Consider the following 22,156-nt stretch of genomic DNA (forward strand, 5'->3'; position numbering starts at 1 on the left):
GGATTCACCAACAACAGTTGACGAAGAGCCGCGAAAGTCAGCTTTCGGCATGGATCCTGGAAAAGATTACATTCCACTTTCAATTTGATGCATAACGTAATTAACAACTTTTAGCGAACTTAAGCCATCATTAATCGCACAGAAGCGATTATAAAAGTTCATAAACTTCTCATTGGCCGCCATGTCAGGATGAGCCAATGCATGGTTAATTTCTTCCAAAAGCTGCTTGGAATTCTCGGCAATTTTACCCGGAAGATCCTTCTCATAGTTGAGATAGAATCCTCGCAGTTCTTCCTTATACAAATGGTAATCGTAAGGATAGAACAGGATTGGTCGCTTCAAATATGCATAGTCAAAGAATACTGACGAATAATCCGTAATCAGCAAATCAGATACCAGGTATAAATCACTGATATTTGGATAATTTGAATAGTCGTACACAAAATCAGAGTAATCCGAAATGTCCAATGCATTAGAAATCAAATAATGCATCCGTAGAATTAACACGGTATCATCGCCAAATGACTTTCTGAAATCATCGAGATCAAATGGTAATTCGAAAGTATACTTACCCTTCTCGGCAAATTGATTGTCACGGTATGTTGGTGCGTACATGACCACCTTTTTGTCCAGAGGAATTCCCAGCTGCTCTTTGATTGCGTCAATGTCCTCGGGTTGGGTGTTGATTAATTCATCATTTCGAGGATACCCAATCTTCAGGATCTGGTTATTAAATCCAAATGCAGAACGGAAAATTTGGGTAGAATAATCATTGGGTGAAACCAAAGCATCCCAACGGTTTGCTTCCCGGACAAAGTTTTTGTGATATTTGACGGTTGTCGTGCCGGGCATCGAAACGTTTTCGATATCCAAGCCCAGTTTTTTAAGCGGTGTTCCATGCCATGTTTGAATATATGTGACGTAAGATGGCTTTTTTACCCAAGTTGGGAATCGGGCATTACTAATCCAAAATTGTGATTTTTCCAAAATCCGAACCCACTTGTTTGTTCGTCGGACCACATAAGCAATTTGATTTTCTTTACAGAATTTCTTTTGTGAGCGATCAATTGACCAGATCATATTGATACCAGGGTACAATGTCTTGAAAACTTTATAAATTGCGTACGGACTGTCACTCACTTGGCGGCCCCCAAAGCTTTCAAAAATAATCGTGGTATTCTCATATGGTGAGTGTCCCGACTTAAACAGGAAACGCATCCGGACAAGATTTAATTTTTCTTGAATCATTTTGATAACATCAATCATTGTCGAAGCTTTACCGCCGGCGGCACCAACTTTTTGAAGAAGTGAAGCACCAGCGAATTCTTTGACCAAGATACCATTATCATAGCGCTTCTCCAAAGTAATCTCCCGATTACCTGGAAGTTGGATGTCGGTGGATTGACCTGCCAATGATTTGGAAATAATCAATCGCTGCTTGATTTCTTTACCATTGAGTTCATACTCAATGAACAATTCACCAACCGAGTTTTGGGGAATGTCCGTCAACGGAATTGACACCGTAAACATCCCTTCGAACAGCTTTTTGCTGACTGGATACTCCAATTTGCCGTCAGTTGAATGGCTTTTGAGAATAATGCGCTGATTCTTGATCAACGTTCCGTTAATCTTGTTATACCCAGTAATTTCCAAATCAACATCAGTCAAGTTGACTGAATTAATCATAAACTCGTCATCCGATTGATGGGTTCGAATATTAAATAAAGCCATCCCCTGGGCATCACTGTTAAATTGATAGTAACTGGTTAGTTCCAATTGATGCCGGTCACTCAAATACTCACTTTCAACTTGAATGACATTTTTATTGGTCAAGCTATTGTTAATAAGAAAAATCTGCCACTCAAATTCAGTCTGATCACTGGATTGAAAATGAAAATCCTGAGCATCAATGTTAACCCGGATGATGTTATGAGAAAGCACCTTACTGATTGGCTTCATGATTGACGCCAAACTATTTTTTTCAACAAATAAAACATACGCGGTTTCTAAAGGCACCGTTACATCCAACAGCTCAAATTCAAGAACTTGTTTACCTTTTTTTTGATGGACTCCTGATAATATCGCTCGCACTATAATTTCCCCTTAATAATTAAAGATTCGTTTACTTGGAAGATACTTGGAGGCATCAACAATGTTGTCAATGTCAATGTAAGTTCGGGCATCTTCAATATTCATATTGAGCAGCACTTGATGGTAAAAGGCATTGATATCATCATAACGATGATAATCACTGTACGAAAGAGCTTTGGTAAAAGTTGACTTGCCTTGGCCTTCAAACGTTCTAAGTGTTTCGTCAGCCGTTTTCACGGTATCGTCTTGAACTTCCGTCAAGTCTTGCGGTGCTGCAATCGTTGAACTTTGAGTGATATTATAGCTGACCTTCTGATCCTTGATGTAGTTGGTAAATCTGTACACCAACTCGCCCTTGGCATTCAGCAGCAGGCTCTCATCCAAATTATCATTAACATATTTTCCAATTCCAAATAATTTATCCTGGTCATCATAATTGTTAATTTGAATAATTCGGCTGTTCTGGTCAAAGAATAATGTATGTAGACGGATAGAATTTTCACCAAACAGCGTTTCGGCAACAATATTTCCATTATCGTCGATGTATCTGGTGATGGTCATTTTCCCTTGATGAGACTCATATTCTTTTAATCCTGATAAATCAGGGTTAATGTAATCGGTTGGCTTGAGGACAACCCCATCATGGTCGGCATAAATGTCAGCTAGCGAAATCAATCGGACCTTCGGCGCACCAGTGGGCAATTGAATTTTTGCAAATTCCTGCTTTGCCTGCCAGATTTCATCAAAATCAGTCATTGCAAACAACACAACGACTTGAAAATCATTGCTAACCAGCGACAACAGCTGCCGCCTAAACGTTACTTTGCGAATTCCTTGAATCATCGTTGCCAAAAAGATTGCTCGTCCCATAATTTTCCTCCTGAATAAAACGAGGCTGAGACAAAACACGTAGTCTTGTCCTCAGCCTCGTTTGAATCTCATATATGCTGCACGCGTCTTTCGTTAAATCACCGAACCGGATTTTTCATGCTCTGATTTTAAGCTTTCCAATCCTGTGTATCAGTAAGGCCCAGATCTTCCTTAATCTTAGTGGTTGAAATTCCCTCTGTTCTAGGTAGATAAACAACTTCACAGTAGTCCTTCAAGAAGTCAAATTTACCCTTCCAATCATCACCCATGACGAACACATCAATGTCTCGATCCTGAACATCATGAATCTTTTGATCCCAGTTGGTTTCAGGGATAACTTCGTCCACGTATTTAATTGCTTCAAGAATATATTTTCGATCTTCGTATGACGTGTAAGCTTTCTTACCCTTTTCAGCGTTAAACTCGTCTGAAGACAAGCAAACGGTGAGGTGGTCACCAAGTGCCTTTGCGCGTTTCAATAAACGAACATGGCCTTTGTGCAGCAAATCAAACGTTCCATACGTAATTACTTTTTTCATAGAATCTCCTACTTAATCATTACTTAAAATGCGAATTAAAATAAACACATCTTAAATAGTAGCATAATCACCGTCAACGTCAATATTTATTAAAGATTATTAACGTTTTTGTGTTATTCCAACTGATAAATATTATACATATGAATAACCACAACCTTGACGACCGCGTAGAGTGGAACAGCCAGAATCATTCCCATCAATCCGGCAATGTTACCGGCAGCCAGCAGGATGATAATGATTGTCAGTGGATGAATTTCCAATGATTTCCCAATCACATTTGGATAAACCAAGTTACCATCAATCTGCTGAACAATTAAAACAACGATCACGTTGTACACAACTGCCCAGAGGCCGCCATTTGAGAAGGAAACAACCAGTGCAGGGGCAATTCCGATATAGGGTCCCAGGTAAGGAATAATGTTGCAGATTCCGGCAATCACACCCAGCAGTAATGCATAAGGTATCCCAATAATCACATAGCCGATCGCTGTAAATGTTCCAACAAATAAGCACTCAATCATCTGACCAGAGATGTATTTGGAGATTGTGCGGCTCATTTTGCCGAGCAATTCCATGGTTTGTTCACGATGTCGTTCAGGCAGAAATCCCTTAATTGTCGGGGCGAGCCGGTAGCCATCTTTCAACATATAAAATAACACAACCGGAACAGTCACTGCCGTTATCACTGCGCTGGCTGCTGTCGAAATAATGCCGCCGAGCCCATTTGTAACCCCATTAAAAATTGTTTCAGCGTACTTGTTGACATTGCTTGTCAATTTATCGGTTAAAGACGTAAAATCAATTTTTTGCAGAAGCTGTTGGGAATTCATGTCCTTAAACAGCTTATCAACTAATTTTTGCCCCTGATCAGCAGCGTTGGGAATTTGATTGGCCAACGTCACCAACTGGTTTAAAATCTTTGGAATAAAGACGGTTGCCGCTAATGCGATAAGACCAATCAAAAGTAGGAAAACAAGGGTGGTCGCCCACGTTCTGGTAATCCTGTGCTTGCCAATTCTGACTTTGGTAATCAAATTGACGATTGGATTAAGCATGTAAAATAAAATTCCGGCCAACAAAATGGGAATGAAGACCGTGGAGAAGAAGATGGCGATTGGTGAAAACACAAAACTGATTTTTGTACAGATCCAAATGATCGCCACCACGATCAAGATTTCCAATGACCAAAACATGAGCGGAGATTTTTTTAATCGTTCCAGCATTCGTAGGCTCCTTTACTTCTAAATTGATAGATCCAATTTGCTTATTATCAACAATTGTAGCATAAATCAAAAATGGCTGATGCAATAATTGCACCAACCACTCTCCTGAAGATCGAATTATTGACTGTGACGAGACAGTTCCAAATACCGTTCGTACCAAATGGCAATGAACTCTTTTGAAAACGGACCTTTTTCGTTTTCAATCCAATCCACTAAAATTCTGACATTGCGTTTTAAAATGTGATCAATCTCAGGACCATAGTTCCACCGTTTGCTGAAGGTCAAGTACTCATCGGCATCCAGCAGCTTTCGTCGGCCGTCCGGAAAAACTTTAACGTCCAAATCATAATCAATATACTTTAAAGCTTCCTTGTCCAGGACGTATGGTGAAGCCAGGTTGCAATAATAAGCAATCCCATCATCACGGATCATGGCCACAACATTAAACCAATAGTGTTTGTGAAAGTAGACCAAAGCCGGCTCACGGGTGACCCAATGTCTCCCGTCATCCTCGGTTACCAGAGTATGATTATTACAGCCAATTAGTGAATTTTCGCTCGTCTTTAGTACCATCGTATCCCGCCAAATTCGATGTAAGCTGCCATCGTGCTTGTAGCTTTGAATCGCAATAAATTCTCCTTCTCCAGGTAATTTTTGTAGTCGTGGCATATATGGTACCCACTTTCTGACTAAGCTGACAACATCGATTGTTACCAATCCAATTGTCATTATATCAGAGTGGGGTTTATTTTCGAAATTATTTTATTTTGGGAGCTTTTCCATGGCAATTGAAATATCATCCATCAAAAAGCCCTTTCGGTAAAGTGCCTGCTTAATTTTTTGGTTGCGCTCATAAGGTTCGAGTCTTTTGTACTGTCTGAAATACTTTTCAGCAACTTTATCGATTACTTCATGGTCCTGTTGTTCCATATCGTCAGTATCTGTCTGATTCATAATTTCCTCAATATCGCCATAGGGAAATCCGCGGCGCATCAGCAGTTCTTTGGTCTTGTTGATGGCCATCTTGGCAGAATCACGCTTGTATCGTTTTAACTGCTTTTCAGCAACTTCGACACCGATCTCAATGACATCTTGTTCCGGATAATAATGATCCAGCGAGGTTTCAACCTTGTTGGCATCCACTCGTTTATCTTTTAAATGACGGCGAATGAAGTCGGGACCATTTTTTCGCTCTCGAGCCACCGTTCGGACATAGCTGTCGGCATATCTCTGATCATCGATTAGAGTCTGATCGGCTAAAATATTGATCACCTTGTCAATGGCATCAGCATCTTCGGTCAAGTCAGCCAGCTTTTCCCGGACTTCATATTCGGTTCGCAAGTTGTGAGCCAAATAGTTCAGGGCTCTGCTATGTATCTTGGAAATGTTGTCAGCATTTTTAAGCGTTTCGATGAGCTGATCATCGACTTCCATCCCTTTAAAAACCCGATATTTGATAAAAACTTCTTCGCTGATCGGAAATGCATATTGACCGTCAACGTATACGTTGAACCGGCCTTTGCGTTTTTGAGCTTCGATTTTGGTGATTGTCTTTGCCATAAAAATCCTTTCTTACCAACGTTGTTGAAATTCACTTTGCCTTTTCTATTTGGTATACTGAAATCAATTTAAGATAGAGGATGAAATAATATGATTACTGCACACGTAGTTTACGCAACAATTACAGGAAATAATGAAGACATTGCCGACATTGTCACTGAAGCCTTGGAAGACGCCGATGTTCAGGTAGAAGAAACGGAGATTTCCCAAACCGATCCGTCAGTTTTTGAAAATGTCGACATTTGTGTCGTTTGCCCTTACACGTACGATGAAGGCGCCCTGCCCGAAGAAGGCATGGACTTTTATGATGATTTAGGCGAACTTGACCTGAAGGGTAAAATTTTTGGGGTTGCCGGTTCCGGTGATGTCTTTTATGAAGAGTTCTACAATACGTCAGTTGACAAATTCGAGGCTACCTTCGAAAAAACCGGTGCCACAAAGGGATCGGAAAGCCTTAAGATTAATTTGGAACCTGATGAAAAAGATATTGAAAAGCTCGACAAGTTTACCGCTGAACTAGTGGCAAAAGTCAGTAAGTAGCATGTTTCATGTACAAGAGGCCGGGACAAAAGCCAAACTTTTGTTCTGACCTCTTTATTTTGATAATCCACAAATACTTATTTACGGCCTACTTGTGCTTTCGAATTCTGCGGGCTTTCTTCCAGACGGTTTCAATCGCATCGTCCTGCTCCTGGATTTTTCCTTGGCGGATTTCTTGAATGGTGGCATTGATTACACCGCCAAACAACATAATGATTCCGGAAAAGTCCAACCAAAACATTAGAACAATAAAAGTTCCAATCGTCTTGTATGCGTCAATCCTTCGAGAAAAGAACCTCAGGTAATATGTGAATCCCTGCGCCAACAACATCAATCCAACAGTCGCAACCAACGCGCCAACCCATACATAACGGAATTTCACCTTGGCCGTCGGTACGAAATAAAACAGCAGACTCAAGAGCAGCCATGCAACAACAATTGTTCCGGGCCATTTAACGGTCCCGATTAAATTCAAGATCCAATGTGGGACATTCAGAATTGGATTCAACCATTCAAAAAACATTTGGCTGAATGCGAACACAAACATTAAAACAACGAGGGCCATAATTAAAACCAGCATCCAGACAAATGAAATCAGTCGGTTGGAAATGGCCGTTTGATTTTCGGCGACTTCATAAGTTTTATTGATACTGCGCTGAAAAGCCGCAATCGCCCGGCTGGCTGACCAAATCGTCACAATCAGACCAACGGACAGCTGACTGGCACCGCCACTCTGCAGCGTGGAGTTAATGATTGGTTCAAGCATGCTGTAAATCCGTTCCGGGAACAGCGGCCGAATATATACTTCAACTTCACTGAGATGAATGTGGAACAAATTTAAGATACTTCCAATGATAAAAAAGATTGGAAAAATCGACAGTAAGGAATAAAACGCCAGTACCGCCGCAGAATCGGAGACGTTTCCGGATGAATAGCGTTTAACAATTATTTGAATGAAATTTTTGCTGAATTCATATATTCGCTTCATCATTTATCGTCTTCCTGAAATTATTTGGTGAAATGATCCTTAATTGCATTAAGAATTCTGATTGATGCATGCCCGTCCCCATATGGATTCTTGGCTTCAGCCATCTTTTGATATTCCTTGGGGTCATCCAAGAGCCGTTCCATTTCGCGTTTAACCACTTTCGGATCCGTGCCAACAAGCCGTAAAGTGCCGGCTTTAATGCCTTCGGGCCGTTCAGTAGTATCTCGAAGGACCAACACGGGCTTCTTCAATGATGGTGCTTCTTCTTGGACCCCACCGGAGTCGGTCATGATAAAGAAGCTCCGGGCCGACATGTTATGGAAATCCAAAACATCCAACGGTTCAATCAAATGAACTGCTTTAACGCCATCAAATACTTCATGAGCAACCTTTTGAACCGCGGGACTCAAATGAACCGGATAAACAACGTCAACATCCGGATGTTCTGCAAGCACTTCTTTAATGGCTTGAAATGTCCGACGCATTGGTTCTCCCTGGTTTTCACGACGATGCATCGTCAAAAGAATCATTTTTGAATTTTCTTTGAGTTCATCAAACACAGAATGTTGGTAATCCTTTGTGACCGTCTGTTTCAACGCATCGATTGCGGTATTTCCAGTCACAAAAATATTTTTATCCGGGTGATTCTCTTTTAACAGATTATCCCTGCTGAGCGAGGTTGGGGCAAAATATAAATCTGCCAGGACATCGGTCAACTGCCGATTCATCTCTTCAGGGTATGGCGACAACTTGTTCCAAGTCCGCAGTCCTGCTTCAACGTGGCCAATTTTGATCTGATGATAAAAAGCACTGATACTGGCGGCAAACGTCGTTGTCGTATCACCATGAACCAGAATAATATCCGGCTGGGCTTTTTCAATAATCGGATCCAGTTCTGTAATCACTCGAGTTGTAATGTCGCTAAGCGTCTGGCCCTTCTTCATAATATTGAGGTCATAGTCAGGGGTAATGTGGAACACATCCAGAACCTGGTCAAGCATCTCACGATGTTGTGCAGTAACCACTGTAATGGGCTGAAATTCATTTAAATGCTGCTGCATAAGCAAAATGATCGGTGCCATCTTGATTGCTTCGGGACGGGTTCCAAAGATGGACATGACTTTTATTGGTTTCATCAATTAATTCTCCTTTGTATGTTCTCAATTATATCAAAGATGACGAGAAACTTAACAGCTACTTAATTTTTCAAAAAATATGATATGGTATAATCTGTTAGATGTTCATTTTTTACATAGCCGAACTGAAGTGAATCCTTCAGCTCCGTATTTGTTTTGGTGGACCCAAACGGAATCCAGCTTACCAATAAACATTTACAAAAGCAAAGTCATCAACAAATGTACGGGAGGAAATATTTTGAAAACGATCAGTCTAATTGTTCCTTGCTATAATGAGGAACCAACGGTTGAACTTTTCTATAACACAACAGAAAAAGTATTCGATAAACTAAATGCATCCCATGAAGAACAATATCAGCCAGATTACCTGTTCATCAACGATGGCTCAGCTGATAAAACTTTGGACGTGATGCGAAAGCTGCATGCTGAACATCCGGACGAAGTTCACTATATTTCATTTTCAAGAAACTTTGGTAAAGAGTCTGCATTTGCTGCTGGTCTCTCAAATGCTCACGGCGATTATGTCGCCGTCATGGACGTTGATCTCCAGGATCCACCTGAGCTATTGCTGCAGATGGTTGATATTCTTGAAGATCCAAAGCAGGATTACGATGTTGTCGGCTGTGTTCAAACCAGTCGCAAGCAAAATCCGATTAGAGCATTTCTTTCCGCAAGCTTTTATAAAATCATCAACAAGATGTCGAAAGTTCAAATGAAGCAAAATGTCCGTGATTACCGACTAATGACACGTAAGTATGTTGATGCAGTCTTGGAATTGCCTGAATATAACCGATTCAGTAAAGGACTGTTCTCATGGGTTGGTTTCAAAACCAAATACCTTGCATATGAGGGTGTCCCGCGAGCTGCCGGAAAGACGTCTTGGTCACTTTTTCAATTATTTGAGTATTCAATGGAAGCCATCGTGGATTTCTCAGATGTCCCGTTGAAGTTGGCGACTTTCGTTGGAATTGTGACCTTCATTTTGTCGATCATTGGGCTGTTCTTCGTTGTCATTCGGGCAATGTTCTTCGGCGGTTCAGTCAATGGGTGGGCTTCAATGGTCTCCATCATACTGCTTTTAAGTGGTGTCCAACTGTTCAGTCTGGGAATTTTGGGGACTTATATTGGGAAGATTTACTTGGAAACCAAGCACCGTCCTAAGTTTGTCATTGCGGAGAAACGTTAATTATGATTGCTCAAATGAAGAAGCTGTATGATAAATACGAAGAAGTTATTGCGTATCTTTTTTGGGGAGTTTTAACCACAGCAGTAAATGTCTTAATCTTTTCGGGATTGCATATTTTCACGAATATGAATTATATGATCAACAACTTTATTGCTTGGGTGATCAGTGTCCTATTCGCCTATATAACTAATAAAGCGTATGTTTTCCACTCCCCTTCCAAATCACTTCTTAGTGATCTCAAAGAAATGAGTTCTTTCTTTGGCGGCCGAGTTGCCACTTTGGTTGTTGAATGGATCCTTCTATGGATCGGAATTACATTAATGCATCAAAATCAAATTTTAGTGAAAATATTTGAAAATATTGTCGTAATTATTTTGAATTATTTTTGGTCAAAATGGGCTGTGTTCAAAAACAGCACTAACAAAGATCATCCGAACAAGGACGGTGAATAACTTGTCAAAACTTAACAGACAAAATTTAAGGGAAAGGCGTCTGGAATTCCCAAAAGGCTATTACACCAAAGCTGATGGCTTTAAATTGTTGGCAATTGCAGCGGTAATGGTCGTTATCCTGGTAGTTGTTGCCGAACTATTAATGTAATTAAAATAAACTAAAGGACCCTTGAAAATCATTTCTGATTTTCGAGGGTCCTTTTAAATCCATTATTTTGCCATTTCACGTTCCAACTGGGTTTGCCCAATTGTCATCAGCCAACAGAAGAACCAATAAATCACGGCGATCGTGATGTAGATGGTCATATAATCCTGATTAGCACCCGCAACAATCTGGGCATCCATAAACATTTCACTCACAGTAATCATGGCTGCCAATGAAGTGCCTTTAAACAAATCAAGCAAGATATTTCCGAGGGCCGGAATGGCAATTTTAAATGCCTGTGGAAAAACAATTTTTGAAATCACTTTCCGATAAGGTAATCCTAAAGAATACGCAGCTTCCCACTGTCCGTGATCAACGGCGCTGAATGAAGAACGATAGACTTCCGAAACAAAGGCGCTACAGTTGATGGTAAAGGCAATCACCGCTGCCGGAAGAGCATCTGCTCTGAATCCAAAATAAATGATGAACAGTAGAACCAGCATCGGCACACCCCGCATGAACGAGATGAATGCCCGGGCAGGGTAGTGTAGAAGTTTGTGCTTGCTCAACTGCGCCAGTGTCAAAAATAATCCCAGGATTAATGACAATATAAAACTAATCGCAGTCAGCGCAATCGACATCGGAAAACCTGCCAATATTCTTGGAACAGAATGAAATGCAAGTGGTGCATTGAAAAAATCCGGAATCGACAAATATTTAATAATATCCAATCGCAACGCCCGCCCTACTTAATTGTAAATGTTTTTGAGATATGAACATGAGGTTCTTTAGTAACATCAGCATGATAGTATTTCTCTGAAAGTTTCTTCAGCGTCCCGTCCTTCTTGAGTTCTTTGAGAGCTTTATCAACTTGTTTTTGAAGCTTCGTGTCACCCTTCTTCATCAAGATACCGACACCCTTGCCGTCTTCATTAGTTCTGAAGTACATGTTTGGCATAATCTTCAAAGTGTTGTTTGGAACAGCCGCCAATGCCAATTTCTGAAGATAATAATCATTCATGATCAAATCAGTCTTGCCACTTTCGACATCCCTTAAATAAATGTCGTTTGAAACGTTGTTATAGTTAACAGTCTTGGCACCTAACTGCTTTGCCAATCGTTGATAACCGGTTCCAGCTTCTCCAGCGGCCTTTTTACCTTTAATATCGGCCCATGAATGAATCCCGGAATCATCTTTTTGACGAACAACGATACTGTTAAACGAATGCTTGTATGGTGTTGAAATAGCAAACTGTTTTGCCCGTTGTGGCGATACGGCAAAATCATTGGCAGCCATGTCTGCCTTGCCGGTCTTAACGGCAGTTTCCTGACCATCAACGTTCATTTCCTTAAAGACAACTTTTCTATCCAACTTTTTGGCAACTGCTCGAACAACTTCAACATCAAAGCCGGTCAGCTTATTGGTCTTTTGATCATGGAACGATGTTGGATACAGCGTCCCAGAAGTCGCAACGGTCAGTGGTCCCTTATCTGCTGATTTTTTCTGACCACAGCCAGTGATGATCAACCCCAACACAGCAAATACTCCCAGTAACATTAACCAACGAAATTTAATTCTGCGCATAAATTGTCAACCTCCTCAAGTTTTTGAATCATGTATATTATAGGCATGTGAAAGCGATTTCACAATACCCAATTATTTAATTGTTAGATATTATAAATTGTCACTAATAAAGAGAAAGTGGAGGTCATATTTTAATAAATTCAACACTTTTGGCATAGCTAAACAGTGCCTATTTAATAGGGCTTTGACACATTCTTAACCAGTTTTTTATCATAATTGTCCTTGAAGATGATCGAAATCAGCATATAATAAAAATATTTGGAAACGATATTAATCATGTGAAATCAATATGTTGGAGGTCTATTAATGGATTTAAAAGAAGAAACGGCAAAGGCTAATGCCAAATTACCAACGCTGGAAAAAATCAGTTATTCCTTCACTGATATGGCAGGTAACCTGCTTTATGTCAGTATGTCCAGTTATATTCTTTACTTTTACACAGATGTATTCGACATCCCCGTTTCAGCTGCCGGAATGATCATTTTGATTGCTTGTATTGTTGATGCTGTGAGTGCAATCTTTTGGGGTTCAATCGTTGACCACACACATACCAAATGGGGCCAAAGCCGACCATATTTTCTTTGGCTGGCAATTCCCTTTGCTTTGAGCACTTTTTTGGCTTTTACCGCCCCTAACATACACGGTGTTGCCAAACTTCTATACGCCGGAATTACATATGTCCTGGCTGCCGGTGTCATATACACCGGTATCCAAACCACGATCTCGGCTATTTTGCCCAATCTGACACTTAATCCCAGTGAACGGATTGGCGCCAATTCCTACCGAATGGTGGGGAGTCTGATTGGATCATTTGTTACCAGTACATTCACGCTTCCCTTGGTAGCATTCTTCGGTAGAGGAAACGACAAACATGGCTTCATGATCACCATTGCTTTATTTGGTGTTGCGGCGGTCTTTTTATTAATCACGGCATTCAAAAACATGCGCGAAAGAGTTCCTGTCAGCCAAAAGTCGCTTCCGTTTAAACAAAGTCTGAAAGCGACCGTTGGTAACGTTCCATGGTATCTGTTGGTCATTTCCTTCGCAACTTTTTGGATCGCTCAGGCTGATCGAAACAGCTTTTCCACCTACTACGCAAAGTATAATCTCGGCAACGCTGAACTGGCAGCCGTCTTCAATGGTTTACAGGTTTTAGGGATTATTTCAAGCATTTCCATTCCATTCATCGTAAAAGTCACTAACAAAACGGCAACCATGCTGATTGGTTTGGGAATTGGTGCTGTTGGCCAGGCGATGATGGCCATGGTTGGTGGAAATTTCGTGCTGGTCATCATTTCCTGGTCAATTGGAGTTTTAGGTTCAGCCTTGGCAATGTCAATGCCATTTGCCATGTTGGCAGACACGGTTGATTTTGGGGAATGGAAGAGTGGCGTCCGTGCTTCTGGATTCTTAACTGCGGTTGGAAGTGCTTTTTGTATCCAATTAGGCTCAGGCTTCGGCAGCTTTATTCCTTCGAAAATATTGGATATGGCTGGATTTGTCGCCAATCAGAACCAGACGGCCCACGCGTCTTCGGCAATCAGCTTTTGCTTCATTTGGCTGCCTGTCATCATTTATGCAATTGTAGCCGGCATCATGGTTTTCTATTTCAAATACGAAAAAATGGAGCCTAAAATCAAAGACGATTTATTGAAGCGGGCAGAACAACGAAACAAATAGACACAGTAAAACAGCAGAATCGGATCGATCATCGTCAAGATGATGTCCGATTCTGCTGTTTAATTTAATGATGCCAATTCAGTAGATCTATATACATGACCCCACCCGGACTCGAACCGGGATCAACCGCTTAGGAGGCGGGTGCCCTATCCAGTTGTGCTATGGGGCCAAAACAACTGCACTACAATTTTCTCATTTATCAGCAAGGCTGTAAAGAGAAATTATCCTTCCGTTCGCTTGTGGTGCATCCCTTTTCGCTTCGAATGCTTATGCTTCTTTTTGCCCTTTGGCTTGGGCTTTGTTGGTTTATTAAAAGACGGCTTTTTACCCTCATGCTTTTTTTCTGCATGGTTAGACGATTTGGCATCAAATTTCTTATCTTCCTCGTCCAAAGTAATTGGTGTTTTCGGCCGCGTATCCGACAACTGATTGCCGTCAAAATAAATGTTCTTCAACTCATATCCATAGGGTTTAACCAGTTTCTTCAAATCGCGAAGATCATGATCATCCCCCATGTTAACAACCATGCCGTCTTGATGCATTCGGCCGGTTCGGCCAACTCGGTGAATATAGGTTTTGGGATCAGAAGGCAGGTCGAAATTAACGACAATGGGAAGTTTGTCGATATCCATCCCCCTTGCAGCGACGTCGGTTGTTAACAGCAGTCGGATCTTGCCATCCCTAAAATCACGCAATGCCTTTTGCCGAGCAGTCTGCCGTTGTTCACTGGTTAACTTTTCAGCCTCGGTTATATGCCGGTGCGAAAGAAAGCCGGCAACTTTTTGGAGAGTATCCAATTGATCAAAGAAAACCAGTGCCTTGAATTCTTTCATATGAAGGAATCGCAACAGCATCTGTTCTTTTTTGCGGTTGGAAACTTCCAACAATGTGTGCTTAACAATCCCTCGGGTATCATCAATTGCCGATACATCAAAGGTTTGAATGTCTTGAATAAACCAACGATTAATGTGCTCCAGAAGATCATTCTTAGTCGCTGAAAAGAATCCCAATGAAACACTATCCGGAGCCAGGTCAACAAGTGACCTGATGGAAGCCAGGGTGTCCTCACTCAATAAATTATCGGCTTCATCAATCACAATTGACTGAAGCGAATCCAATTTCAATTTGCCAAGATCGATCAGGTTCATGATTCGACCAGTCGTTCCAACAATCACATTGGGGTGATCCTTTAATTTATCTACTTGACGGGTGATGTTGGCACCACCGATAATTCCCTGAACAGATAAACCGATCAGCTTCCCCCATTCCAATAAAACTTTTTGAGTCTGCATGGCCAGTTCGGCAGAAGGTTCAATGACCAGTAACGATAAGCCATCGTCAGGTTGAATGTTTTCCAGCAGCGGCAAAGCAAAGGCCACCGTTTTTCCAGAACCGGTCGGGGCTAATCCCAAAACACTTTTGCCGTCCTTTAATGGCTGATACACAGCCTCTTGGATAGCTGTCGGCTTCTTGTAACCTAATTTAGTTGCATGTTCTTTAAATTCTTCTATCACAATGGGTCTCCATTTTCTAGTTGTTCACTTTTTTTCACCCACAAATGAAATATGGGCGGCTTGGCGCAAATTATAAATCAGCTTATTAACGTAAACACTCAGCTGCAGCCAATAATCGTAGTCCTTTTTATTTTGAGAATTCTTGGGATCGTCGATGACCCGGGCAAAGTCCTCAACTTCAGGCAGCATTGGATTTTCATCAATGGTATTACCAATTACCTGCTTGTTATTATCGTCATCAATATAGATCACGGCATTGATTTCACCGGCATCGTCAATCTCAATTAAATCCTTTAAACCGTATATTTCTGAGGTCATGTGCGAGTTGCTGATTTTTGAAAAGTTTAAAGTTACATTATACTCTGGATACCGTAGAATTGCTGTACCTTTTCCATCAACGCCGGTTCGAATCAGTTGAGGAAAATAAGCTGTCTCTTCTGGCATCCCAAACAGTGCCACAGCGTCATATACCGTATAAACACCTAAATCCTGAAGCGCACCCCCGGCATATTTAAGTGAAAAAACGTTTGGCTCCTGGCCTTGGAGTACTAAATCATATCGAGAAGAATACTTTGAATAAGTAAACTCGGCACCTTGAACAACCTGGAGCTGGCCCAATTTCTTTTCAATTGCATGGAAATTTTCGGTATGAATATTTCTTGCGGCTTCAAAATACAGAACTTGAGGATTCTCAGCCAACATTTTCTGAATCTTGGCCATTTGCTTTTGGGTGCTGAAAGCCGGCTTTTCCACAATCAAATTTTTACCATGTTGAATCGCCATTTCTGCTTGTTCAAAATGCAGGCTGTTTGGCGAAGCAATATAGACTGTATCGAATTTGCCCTTTGAAAAGAATGAATCCAGATTCGTAAAGGTTTCACTTGCACCATTTTTAACCGCAAATTGCCTTGCGGTTTCCTCATGACGTGAGTAAACCGTCGTTAGTTCATACTTCTGTGATAGCTTGACGGCATCAATAAACCGCTGTGTAATCCAGTTGGTTCCAATTATTCCTAACTTAATCAATTTGACAACCACCCTTCTTTAATTAAATTGTAACAAGCTTTTAACCCAATGAAAACGAAATCAGACCCTCTCTGTTATATTTATCAAGTATACTTAGTTTCTAATATGCTTTAGGGGGATGATATTTTGCGCAAACGTAGTTTTTTGATATTCATGGCGTCTTTTTTAATCAGTCTTTTCCATACCAAGAAAAAGCCTAAAAATCAACCTGATCCAGCAGATCCACTGTTTTTTGTCGGCACTTGGCAATTTAAGGATCACAGAAACCGCCAACACCAGTTGGAGATCGGTCCGGACTTGAAATTATTGATTGACGGCAAGGATATGTCGGCCAAGGTTTCGCTATTGACCCGCTACGAGCTGTCTTACGTTGATAAATACGGCTATAAGCTTGAAATTCGGGGAAATGAAGCTCGACCAATCAAATTTTATGATGAATCCGAAAATTATACCTACGATCTGCAGTCGGCAAATGGTGGCGAAAATGCAGATTGATGAGACCTGACGCTGGTTAGGTCTTTTTGTTTTGGTAAGCATGATCTGTTGCTATATTGCCATTCATGCCTAATCCACGTACCTGTGCCACTCGCTTCGATTTCCGTTAAAAACCGACATCGGTAGGAACACCAGCTGTTTATCCAATCTAAAGCCGGCTTTATCATCAGCTTGGATAAACGTGGCATCGGCATTCGGTTGGCCAATTTTGCCATCGGTCAGCCAGAATTGCGTTTTGGAGTCCGCTGTCAGCTTTAAGCGCGAGATAACCTGCTTAGTAGCAGAAATCACAACGGGACGCTTATAATAGCTCCTTAACAGTTTTGAAAGATAAACCACTTGTCTTCTTGCTTTCTTCCAGTGAACCGTTGACTCATCGAAGCTGCCATAATATTGAATTTGAATACAAATTGGCAGACTTCCGGTATTGTATTTGACTTGACGGACAAAATTTTTAAATTGTTCAGTCGGTGAACTTGTAAAGCTGAAATAATGGTAAACACCGATTGGCAGCTGAGACCCCTGGCTCCGTTGAAAGTTACTGTCAAAACTATCATCAGTAAAGGCTGCCCCTTGAGTCGCTTTTAGATAGACAAAGCTGATTCCGCGGTTCTTCAAACTTTCAAAATCAATGTATCCATTACTTTGATCAATGGCAACTCCGCGGATCGGATATTTCTTGAGCTGCTCATTTTCATGCCAACGAATTAGGAAGAATCCCGAGATAATCACCAATATCAACAAAAAAATGCCGAGACCTACCCTTCGAGTGCGCTTTCGGCGCTGGTAAGTTTCAGCATATATTGGTTGAATATCTCTTCGCTTCATATAAAGGTCATCTCAGTTACCCGGCAAATGAGTGATTAACTGCGGGTACTCTCAATAATATTTTGAACGTTGCGAATCGTGTCTTCAGTTGCAGGTCCCATGCGGACAGTTGCCATCATAAACAGCGTATCGACAATCGCCAGTTGGGCAATCAGTGAATACATCCCTTCAGAACGATAATTTGATTCGTCACTTGACGAAATAAACGTGATATCACTATGAACGGCAAGCGGCGAATCCGGATAGCTGGTAATGCCAATCACAGGTACCTTTCGCTTCTTGAGTGTTTCTGCAACTTTCAGGGTTTGACGATTCTTTCCTGAATGTGAAACAACGATTGCACAATCATCCTCACCCAATTTTACAGCTTGCATCAGCTGTACGTCAAAGTCTGGGTAATAGAAACATTCAATCGATGTCCGCAAAAATTTGTGATATCCATCCAATGCCACAACCGAAGAGCCGCCAAGGCCAAAGAGCCCCAAGCGACGGCAATGGATTATTCTAAGTACAGCTCTGGCAAATTCATCCTCGTCAATCCCGGCACGGGTGTCTTGAATTGCCCGCTGACTGCTGTTAAAAATTTTATCGGCAATGGTGCCCAACGAATCGTTGGCGTCAATGTCTTTAAAAATTGGCAGATTCTGTGGGCGCAACTGGGTATATGCAAGGGCCAGAGTAAACTCTCGGAAATTTCCATAACCAAGTGTCTTAACCAAGCGTGATACAGAAGCAGTTGAAGTTTCGGTTATTTTAGCCAAGTCCTCAATATTTGCCTCCGAAGCAGCTTGTGGATTCTCCATCACATATTTTGCGATTTTTTTGTTTGTGCGACTTAATTCGTCAAATGACTGTTTTAAAATTTGAACTGGCGAGCTCATAATGATCACCTTTCATGAATAGTAAGTGTCTTATTTTCATCAATGTAAATATTTTACAACAAAATGCTTGCATTGTGAAACTGTTTTTCATATAATTGTGGTTGCGTTTTCAAAATTGGAAAATCAAATGGTCAAAATATTTGAACTCTTATAGTTATAATGCTATTTTTATTTAGAAGCGGTAGCGTGCCAATCCTTCAGCGTCTGATATTGGTTTAACGATGCAGCTATATTTTTTGCCATCATTTGAAAGCGTTTCGACCGCCGGCTCAACTAATAAAGAAGGGAAGTTATTAACATGGATTATACGCTAGGTGTTGATATTGGAACCACCAGTGTTAAAACCGTGCTTTACGATGTTAAAGGAAAGGTTCACGGATATTCCAACAATGGGTACCCGCTGTATCAGGACACTCCTGATATGGCTGAGGAAGATCCAGAAGAAATCTTTTCTGCGATGTCCGATGGAATTACCGAATTGGTACGAAAAGCTGATATGCAACCGGGTGAACTCAAAGGGATTGCCTTTTCATGTGCAATGCACAGCTTGATTCTGCTGGACAAAGATCACAAGCCACTGACCCGGGCAATTACTTGGGGCGATAACCGAGCTGTCAACTATGCTGATAAGCTTAAAGCCAGCCCAGAAGGTATGGAAATTTACAAACATACCGGAACACCAATTCATCCAATGACTCCGCTCACCAAATTAATCTGGTTACGCAACGACCAACCGGACCTGTTTAAGAAAGCTCGTTGGTTCGTCGGTATCAAGGAATACATTCTTTACAAATTATTTGGTGTATTAAAAGAAGATTATTCAATCGCCAACGCAACCGGGATGTTCAACATCTATAACATGGATTGGGACGAACAGGCATTAAAGATCGCTGGAGTTACCCGTGATCAATTACCTGAATTAGTTGATACCACCTACCAGTTAAAGGGCATGCACGAAGAATATGCCAAAGTACTGGGAATTGATATCAATACCCCATTTATTATTGGTGCCTCAGATGGCCCACTTGCCAACCTTGGCGTCAATGCCATTCAACCGGGCGTTGTCGCAGTTACAATTGGAACCTCAGGTGCTGTCCGGGTTGTTACCGACAAGCCGCATACCGATCCAAAGGCACGGGTGTTCTGTTACTACCTGGCCAAAAATATGTGGGTAATTGGTGGACCGGTTAATAACGGTGGTGTTGTCTTCCGTTGGGTTCGTGATCAGCTTTGTGCGCCCGAAAAGGTCACCGCTGAACAAATGCACATTGATCCATACGATCTGCTGACAGAAATTGCTGCCAAGGTTCCTGCCGGTTCAAACGGTCTGCTGTTCTTCCCATTCCTGGGTGGTGAACGAGCACCAATCTGGGATGCAAATGCTCGGGGATCATTCTTCGGGTTAAACCGGACTCACACCCGTGCCGATATGATCCGTGCCGTGTTGGAAGGAATTGTTTACAACCTCTACACTGTCGCATTGGCATTGGAAGAAGTTGTCGGCCGGCCAACCAGCATTCAAGCTAATGGTGGCTTTGCCCGTTCAGCACTTTGGCGTCAAATGCTCACTGATATTTTTGAGCAGGATGTTGCCATTCCAGAAAGCTTTGAAAGTACCGCACTTGGGGCTGCTACCCTTGGGATGTATAGTTTGGGACTGATTGACAGCTTGTCAGACGTTTCCAATTTTGTTGGCACCACGGTTGTCCATCATCCAAATCCAAAGAACTTCCAGTCCTACCGGGAATTGATTCCAATTTATATTCGTTTGAGCCGTTCACTTCAGCCCGAATATAAAAACATTGCCGAGTATCAACGCCGTCATGAGAACCAGGATGAGGGCACTAAAAAATCTGAATAGTTGTTCGTTAGTTTCGTATTTTGAAAGGGGAAAACTATGATACTAAAGCTTCTAGCTTTGTTAATCGGAATCATCTTCTTACTGGTTCTGATTATCAAGTTCAAAATTAATACCTTCGTTTCGTTGGTATTAACTGCTGTTGTTACCGCCGTCATGCTCCAAATGCCTTTGGGCACAATTGCTGATTCTGTCTCAAATGGTATTGGGAGCCAACTTGGCGAGTTGTCCATGGTCTTTGGCTTTGGTGCCATGTTAGGGCGGCTGGTTTCTGATTCCGGTGGTGCGTATATGATCGCCGAAACCCTTATCAAACGTTTTGGTAAGAAACGTCTCCAGATCGCCGTTATGATTGCTTCATTTATTTTAGGAATCGCGTTATTCTTCGAAGTTGGTATGGTTTTACTGGTACCAATCGTCTTCGCAATCGCCGTTGAAGCCGGTGTTCCAATTCTTTATTTGGGGATTCCCATGGCCGCTGCTTTGTCAGTTACCCACGGATTCCTGCCACCCCATCCAGCACCAGTTGCCATTGCGCAAGTATTGGGTGCCAACGATGGTAAAGTTCTCTTGTTCGGTTTCGTAATCGCAATTATTGCTGCATATATTGCCGGACCATTGTTCTCAAGAATGGCACGCAAATTCGCACCGGCTGCCTTTGAACGTAAAGGTAACCTTTCATCAATCGGTGAAGTTAAGCAATTCACTCCTGAAGAATCTCCATCGTTTGGACTCTCAGTATTAACTGCCCTCTTCCCAGTTATCTTATTAGCAATCTCAACAATTTATAAGATGACTGTCAATGGTGGGGTTGAGCCAAAGAATCCTTCAATGGTTGACTCAATCGTTGAGTTTATTGGATCACCAAGTATCGCAATGTTGATTTCATTGTTCTTCGCTATGTATACAATGGGCTGGGGTCGTAAACGATCAACTGCTCAAATCATGGAATCACTTGAAAATGCCGTTAAATCAATTGCCATGCTGCTCTTGGTTATTGGTGGTGGTGGTGCCTTCAAGCAGGTTCTGATCGATGGTGGTGTTGGTAAAGCCGTTGCTCAACTGTTCATCGGTTCACCAATTTCTCCATTAATTTTGGGCTGGTTGGTTGCCGTTGTGCTTCGAGTCGCGTTAGGTTCAGCAACTGTTGCGTCATTGACTGCCGCAGGAATTGTTGCCCCATTGATGGCTCAAGCCGGAGTTGACCCGGCATTGATGGTGCTCGCCATTGGTGCAGGTTCATTGGCCGCATCACACGTAAACGATGCCGGCTTCTGGATGTTCAGAGAATATTTCGATTTAACCATCAAGCAAACACTCCAAACATGGACGGTGCTGGAAACAGTGATCTCCGTGGTTGGTATTGTAATGGTAATGGGATTGAATTTGGTGTTCCATTAGAACAGAGCAGAGTGTGACGAGAGCCGGTAGATGCGGTTTCTAAGGCGACTTTGGTTGAAACCCTGGTCTTGGGTTTGAACCAAAGTTGGCTTAGAAGTTAGCATCTGGCTCGTNAAACACGTTTCAACTAAGTAGCATTAGAACTACACAAGTCCACA

The 22,156-nt window shown here is 41.7% G+C and carries 22 protein-coding genes and 1 tRNA gene; 8 read left to right on the top strand and 15 right to left on the bottom strand.

Translation table 11 applies throughout. The annotated features are described in order from the left end of the window. Positions 1–66: 66 nt before the first annotated feature. From FD17_RS06700 to recX, 6 genes are all read right to left on the bottom strand, one after another. The gene (locus tag FD17_RS06700; RefSeq protein ID WP_057824918.1) at positions 67–2,091 is read right to left on the bottom strand and encodes a CDP-glycerol glycerophosphotransferase family protein; all 2,025 of its coding nucleotides are present in this window, start codon (positions 2,089–2,091) and stop codon (positions 67–69) included. Positions 2,092–2,103: 12 nt separating this feature from the next. Further along, on the bottom strand, positions 2,104–2,961 hold the full coding sequence (locus tag FD17_RS06705; RefSeq protein WP_057824920.1) for a hypothetical protein: 858 nt from the start codon (positions 2,959–2,961) through the stop codon (positions 2,104–2,106). 128 nt (positions 2,962–3,089) lie between these two features. After that, entirely contained in the window at positions 3,090–3,500 is a 411-nt protein-coding gene (gene tagD, locus FD17_RS06710) for a glycerol-3-phosphate cytidylyltransferase (RefSeq protein WP_057824923.1), read from the bottom strand. Positions 3,501–3,613: 113 nt separating this feature from the next. Further along, complete coding sequence (locus FD17_RS06715) at positions 3,614–4,723, bottom strand: AI-2E family transporter (protein WP_082617163.1); 1,110 nt, start codon at positions 4,721–4,723, stop codon at positions 3,614–3,616. Positions 4,724–4,840: 117 nt separating this feature from the next. After that, positions 4,841–5,392, bottom strand: a complete 552-nt coding sequence (gene ntdP / locus FD17_RS06720; RefSeq protein WP_057824926.1) for a nucleoside tri-diphosphate phosphatase — start codon at positions 5,390–5,392, stop codon at positions 4,841–4,843. Positions 5,393–5,485: 93 nt separating this feature from the next. After that, positions 5,486–6,283 (bottom strand): recombination regulator RecX, encoded by a 798-nt coding sequence (gene recX / locus FD17_RS06725; RefSeq protein ID WP_057824928.1) that lies wholly within the window; start codon positions 6,281–6,283, stop codon positions 5,486–5,488. 90 nt (positions 6,284–6,373) lie between these two features. On the opposite strand from recX, the gene FD17_RS06730 reads away from it, so the two are divergent. Then, a complete protein-coding gene (locus FD17_RS06730) occupies positions 6,374–6,823 on the top strand; it encodes a flavodoxin (RefSeq protein ID WP_057824930.1) in 450 nt (149 codons plus the stop codon). An 88-nt stretch (positions 6,824–6,911) separates the two neighbouring features. Here the strand turns inward: FD17_RS06730 and FD17_RS06735 are convergent, their stop codons facing one another. Next, the gene (locus tag FD17_RS06735) at positions 6,912–7,814 is read right to left on the bottom strand and encodes a YihY/virulence factor BrkB family protein (protein WP_057824931.1); all 903 of its coding nucleotides are present in this window, start codon (positions 7,812–7,814) and stop codon (positions 6,912–6,914) included. Positions 7,815–7,831: 17 nt separating this feature from the next. Then, the gene (gene wecB, locus FD17_RS06740) at positions 7,832–8,947 is read right to left on the bottom strand and encodes a non-hydrolyzing UDP-N-acetylglucosamine 2-epimerase (protein ID WP_057824933.1); all 1,116 of its coding nucleotides are present in this window, start codon (positions 8,945–8,947) and stop codon (positions 7,832–7,834) included. A gap of 238 nt (positions 8,948–9,185) precedes the next feature. Here wecB and FD17_RS06745 point away from each other — a divergent pair, with 238 nt between their 5' ends. From FD17_RS06745 to FD17_RS13335, 3 genes are read left to right on the top strand one after another with little or no spacing between them, the layout of a single operon-like run. Further along, entirely contained in the window at positions 9,186–10,133 is a 948-nt protein-coding gene (locus FD17_RS06745) for a glycosyltransferase family 2 protein (RefSeq protein WP_057824935.1), read from the top strand. A gap of 2 nt (positions 10,134–10,135) precedes the next feature. Further along, positions 10,136–10,585, top strand: coding sequence for a GtrA family protein (locus FD17_RS06750; RefSeq protein ID WP_057824937.1), 450 nt, complete (start codon positions 10,136–10,138; stop codon positions 10,583–10,585). Between the two features lies 1 nt (position 10,586). Next, a complete protein-coding gene (locus FD17_RS13335; RefSeq protein WP_164479011.1) occupies positions 10,587–10,733 on the top strand; it encodes a hypothetical protein in 147 nt (48 codons plus the stop codon). 62 nt (positions 10,734–10,795) lie between these two features. On the opposite strand, the gene FD17_RS06755 is transcribed toward FD17_RS13335, so the two are convergent. Both FD17_RS06755 and FD17_RS06760 read right to left on the bottom strand, forming a co-directional pair. Beyond that, the gene (locus FD17_RS06755; RefSeq protein WP_057824939.1) at positions 10,796–11,461 is read right to left on the bottom strand and encodes an amino acid ABC transporter permease; all 666 of its coding nucleotides are present in this window, start codon (positions 11,459–11,461) and stop codon (positions 10,796–10,798) included. A gap of 14 nt (positions 11,462–11,475) precedes the next feature. After that, complete coding sequence (locus FD17_RS06760; protein WP_057824941.1) at positions 11,476–12,315, bottom strand: transporter substrate-binding domain-containing protein; 840 nt, start codon at positions 12,313–12,315, stop codon at positions 11,476–11,478. 306 nt (positions 12,316–12,621) lie between these two features. Here FD17_RS06760 and FD17_RS06765 point away from each other — a divergent pair, with 306 nt between their 5' ends. Continuing rightward, positions 12,622–13,995: a glycoside-pentoside-hexuronide (GPH):cation symporter gene (locus FD17_RS06765; protein WP_057824943.1), complete on the top strand. Its 1,374-nt coding sequence runs from the start codon at positions 12,622–12,624 to the stop codon at positions 13,993–13,995. A 96-nt stretch (positions 13,996–14,091) separates the two neighbouring features. On the opposite strand, the gene FD17_RS06770 is transcribed toward FD17_RS06765, so the two are convergent. The 3 genes from FD17_RS06770 to FD17_RS06780 form a co-directional block, all read right to left on the bottom strand. Continuing rightward, a tRNA-Arg gene (locus FD17_RS06770) sits at positions 14,092–14,164 on the bottom strand. 52 nt (positions 14,165–14,216) lie between these two features. Further along, positions 14,217–15,509: a DEAD/DEAH box helicase gene (locus FD17_RS06775; protein ID WP_057824945.1), complete on the bottom strand. Its 1,293-nt coding sequence runs from the start codon at positions 15,507–15,509 to the stop codon at positions 14,217–14,219. A gap of 24 nt (positions 15,510–15,533) precedes the next feature. Then, positions 15,534–16,535, bottom strand: a complete 1,002-nt coding sequence (locus FD17_RS06780; protein ID WP_057824947.1) for a Gfo/Idh/MocA family protein — start codon at positions 16,533–16,535, stop codon at positions 15,534–15,536. A 126-nt stretch (positions 16,536–16,661) separates the two neighbouring features. Here FD17_RS06780 and FD17_RS06785 point away from each other — a divergent pair, with 126 nt between their 5' ends. Beyond that, positions 16,662–17,030: a DUF4828 domain-containing protein gene (locus FD17_RS06785; protein ID WP_057824949.1), complete on the top strand. Its 369-nt coding sequence runs from the start codon at positions 16,662–16,664 to the stop codon at positions 17,028–17,030. A 69-nt stretch (positions 17,031–17,099) separates the two neighbouring features. Here FD17_RS06785 and FD17_RS06790 read toward each other — a convergent pair whose 3' ends face one another. Beyond that, positions 17,100–17,858 carry a GH25 family lysozyme gene (locus tag FD17_RS06790; RefSeq protein WP_057824951.1) on the bottom strand — a complete coding sequence of 253 codons (759 nt, stop codon included), beginning with the start codon at positions 17,856–17,858 and terminating at the stop codon, positions 17,100–17,102. A 35-nt stretch (positions 17,859–17,893) separates the two neighbouring features. After that, complete coding sequence (locus tag FD17_RS06795; RefSeq protein ID WP_057824952.1) at positions 17,894–18,739, bottom strand: MurR/RpiR family transcriptional regulator; 846 nt, start codon at positions 18,737–18,739, stop codon at positions 17,894–17,896. Between the two features lie 298 nt (positions 18,740–19,037). On the opposite strand from FD17_RS06795, the gene gntK reads away from it, so the two are divergent. Both gntK and FD17_RS06805 read left to right on the top strand, forming a co-directional pair. Beyond that, entirely contained in the window at positions 19,038–20,600 is a 1,563-nt protein-coding gene (gntK, locus tag FD17_RS06800; protein WP_057824955.1) for a gluconokinase, read from the top strand. A 36-nt stretch (positions 20,601–20,636) separates the two neighbouring features. Beyond that, positions 20,637–21,998, top strand: coding sequence for a gluconate:H+ symporter (locus FD17_RS06805; RefSeq protein WP_057824957.1), 1,362 nt, complete (start codon positions 20,637–20,639; stop codon positions 21,996–21,998). Positions 21,999–22,156: the final 158 nt, after the last annotated feature.

This window comes from Lentilactobacillus sunkii DSM 19904 (assembly GCF_001435575.1).
GTDB lineage: Bacteria > Bacillota > Bacilli > Lactobacillales > Lactobacillaceae > Lentilactobacillus > Lentilactobacillus sunkii.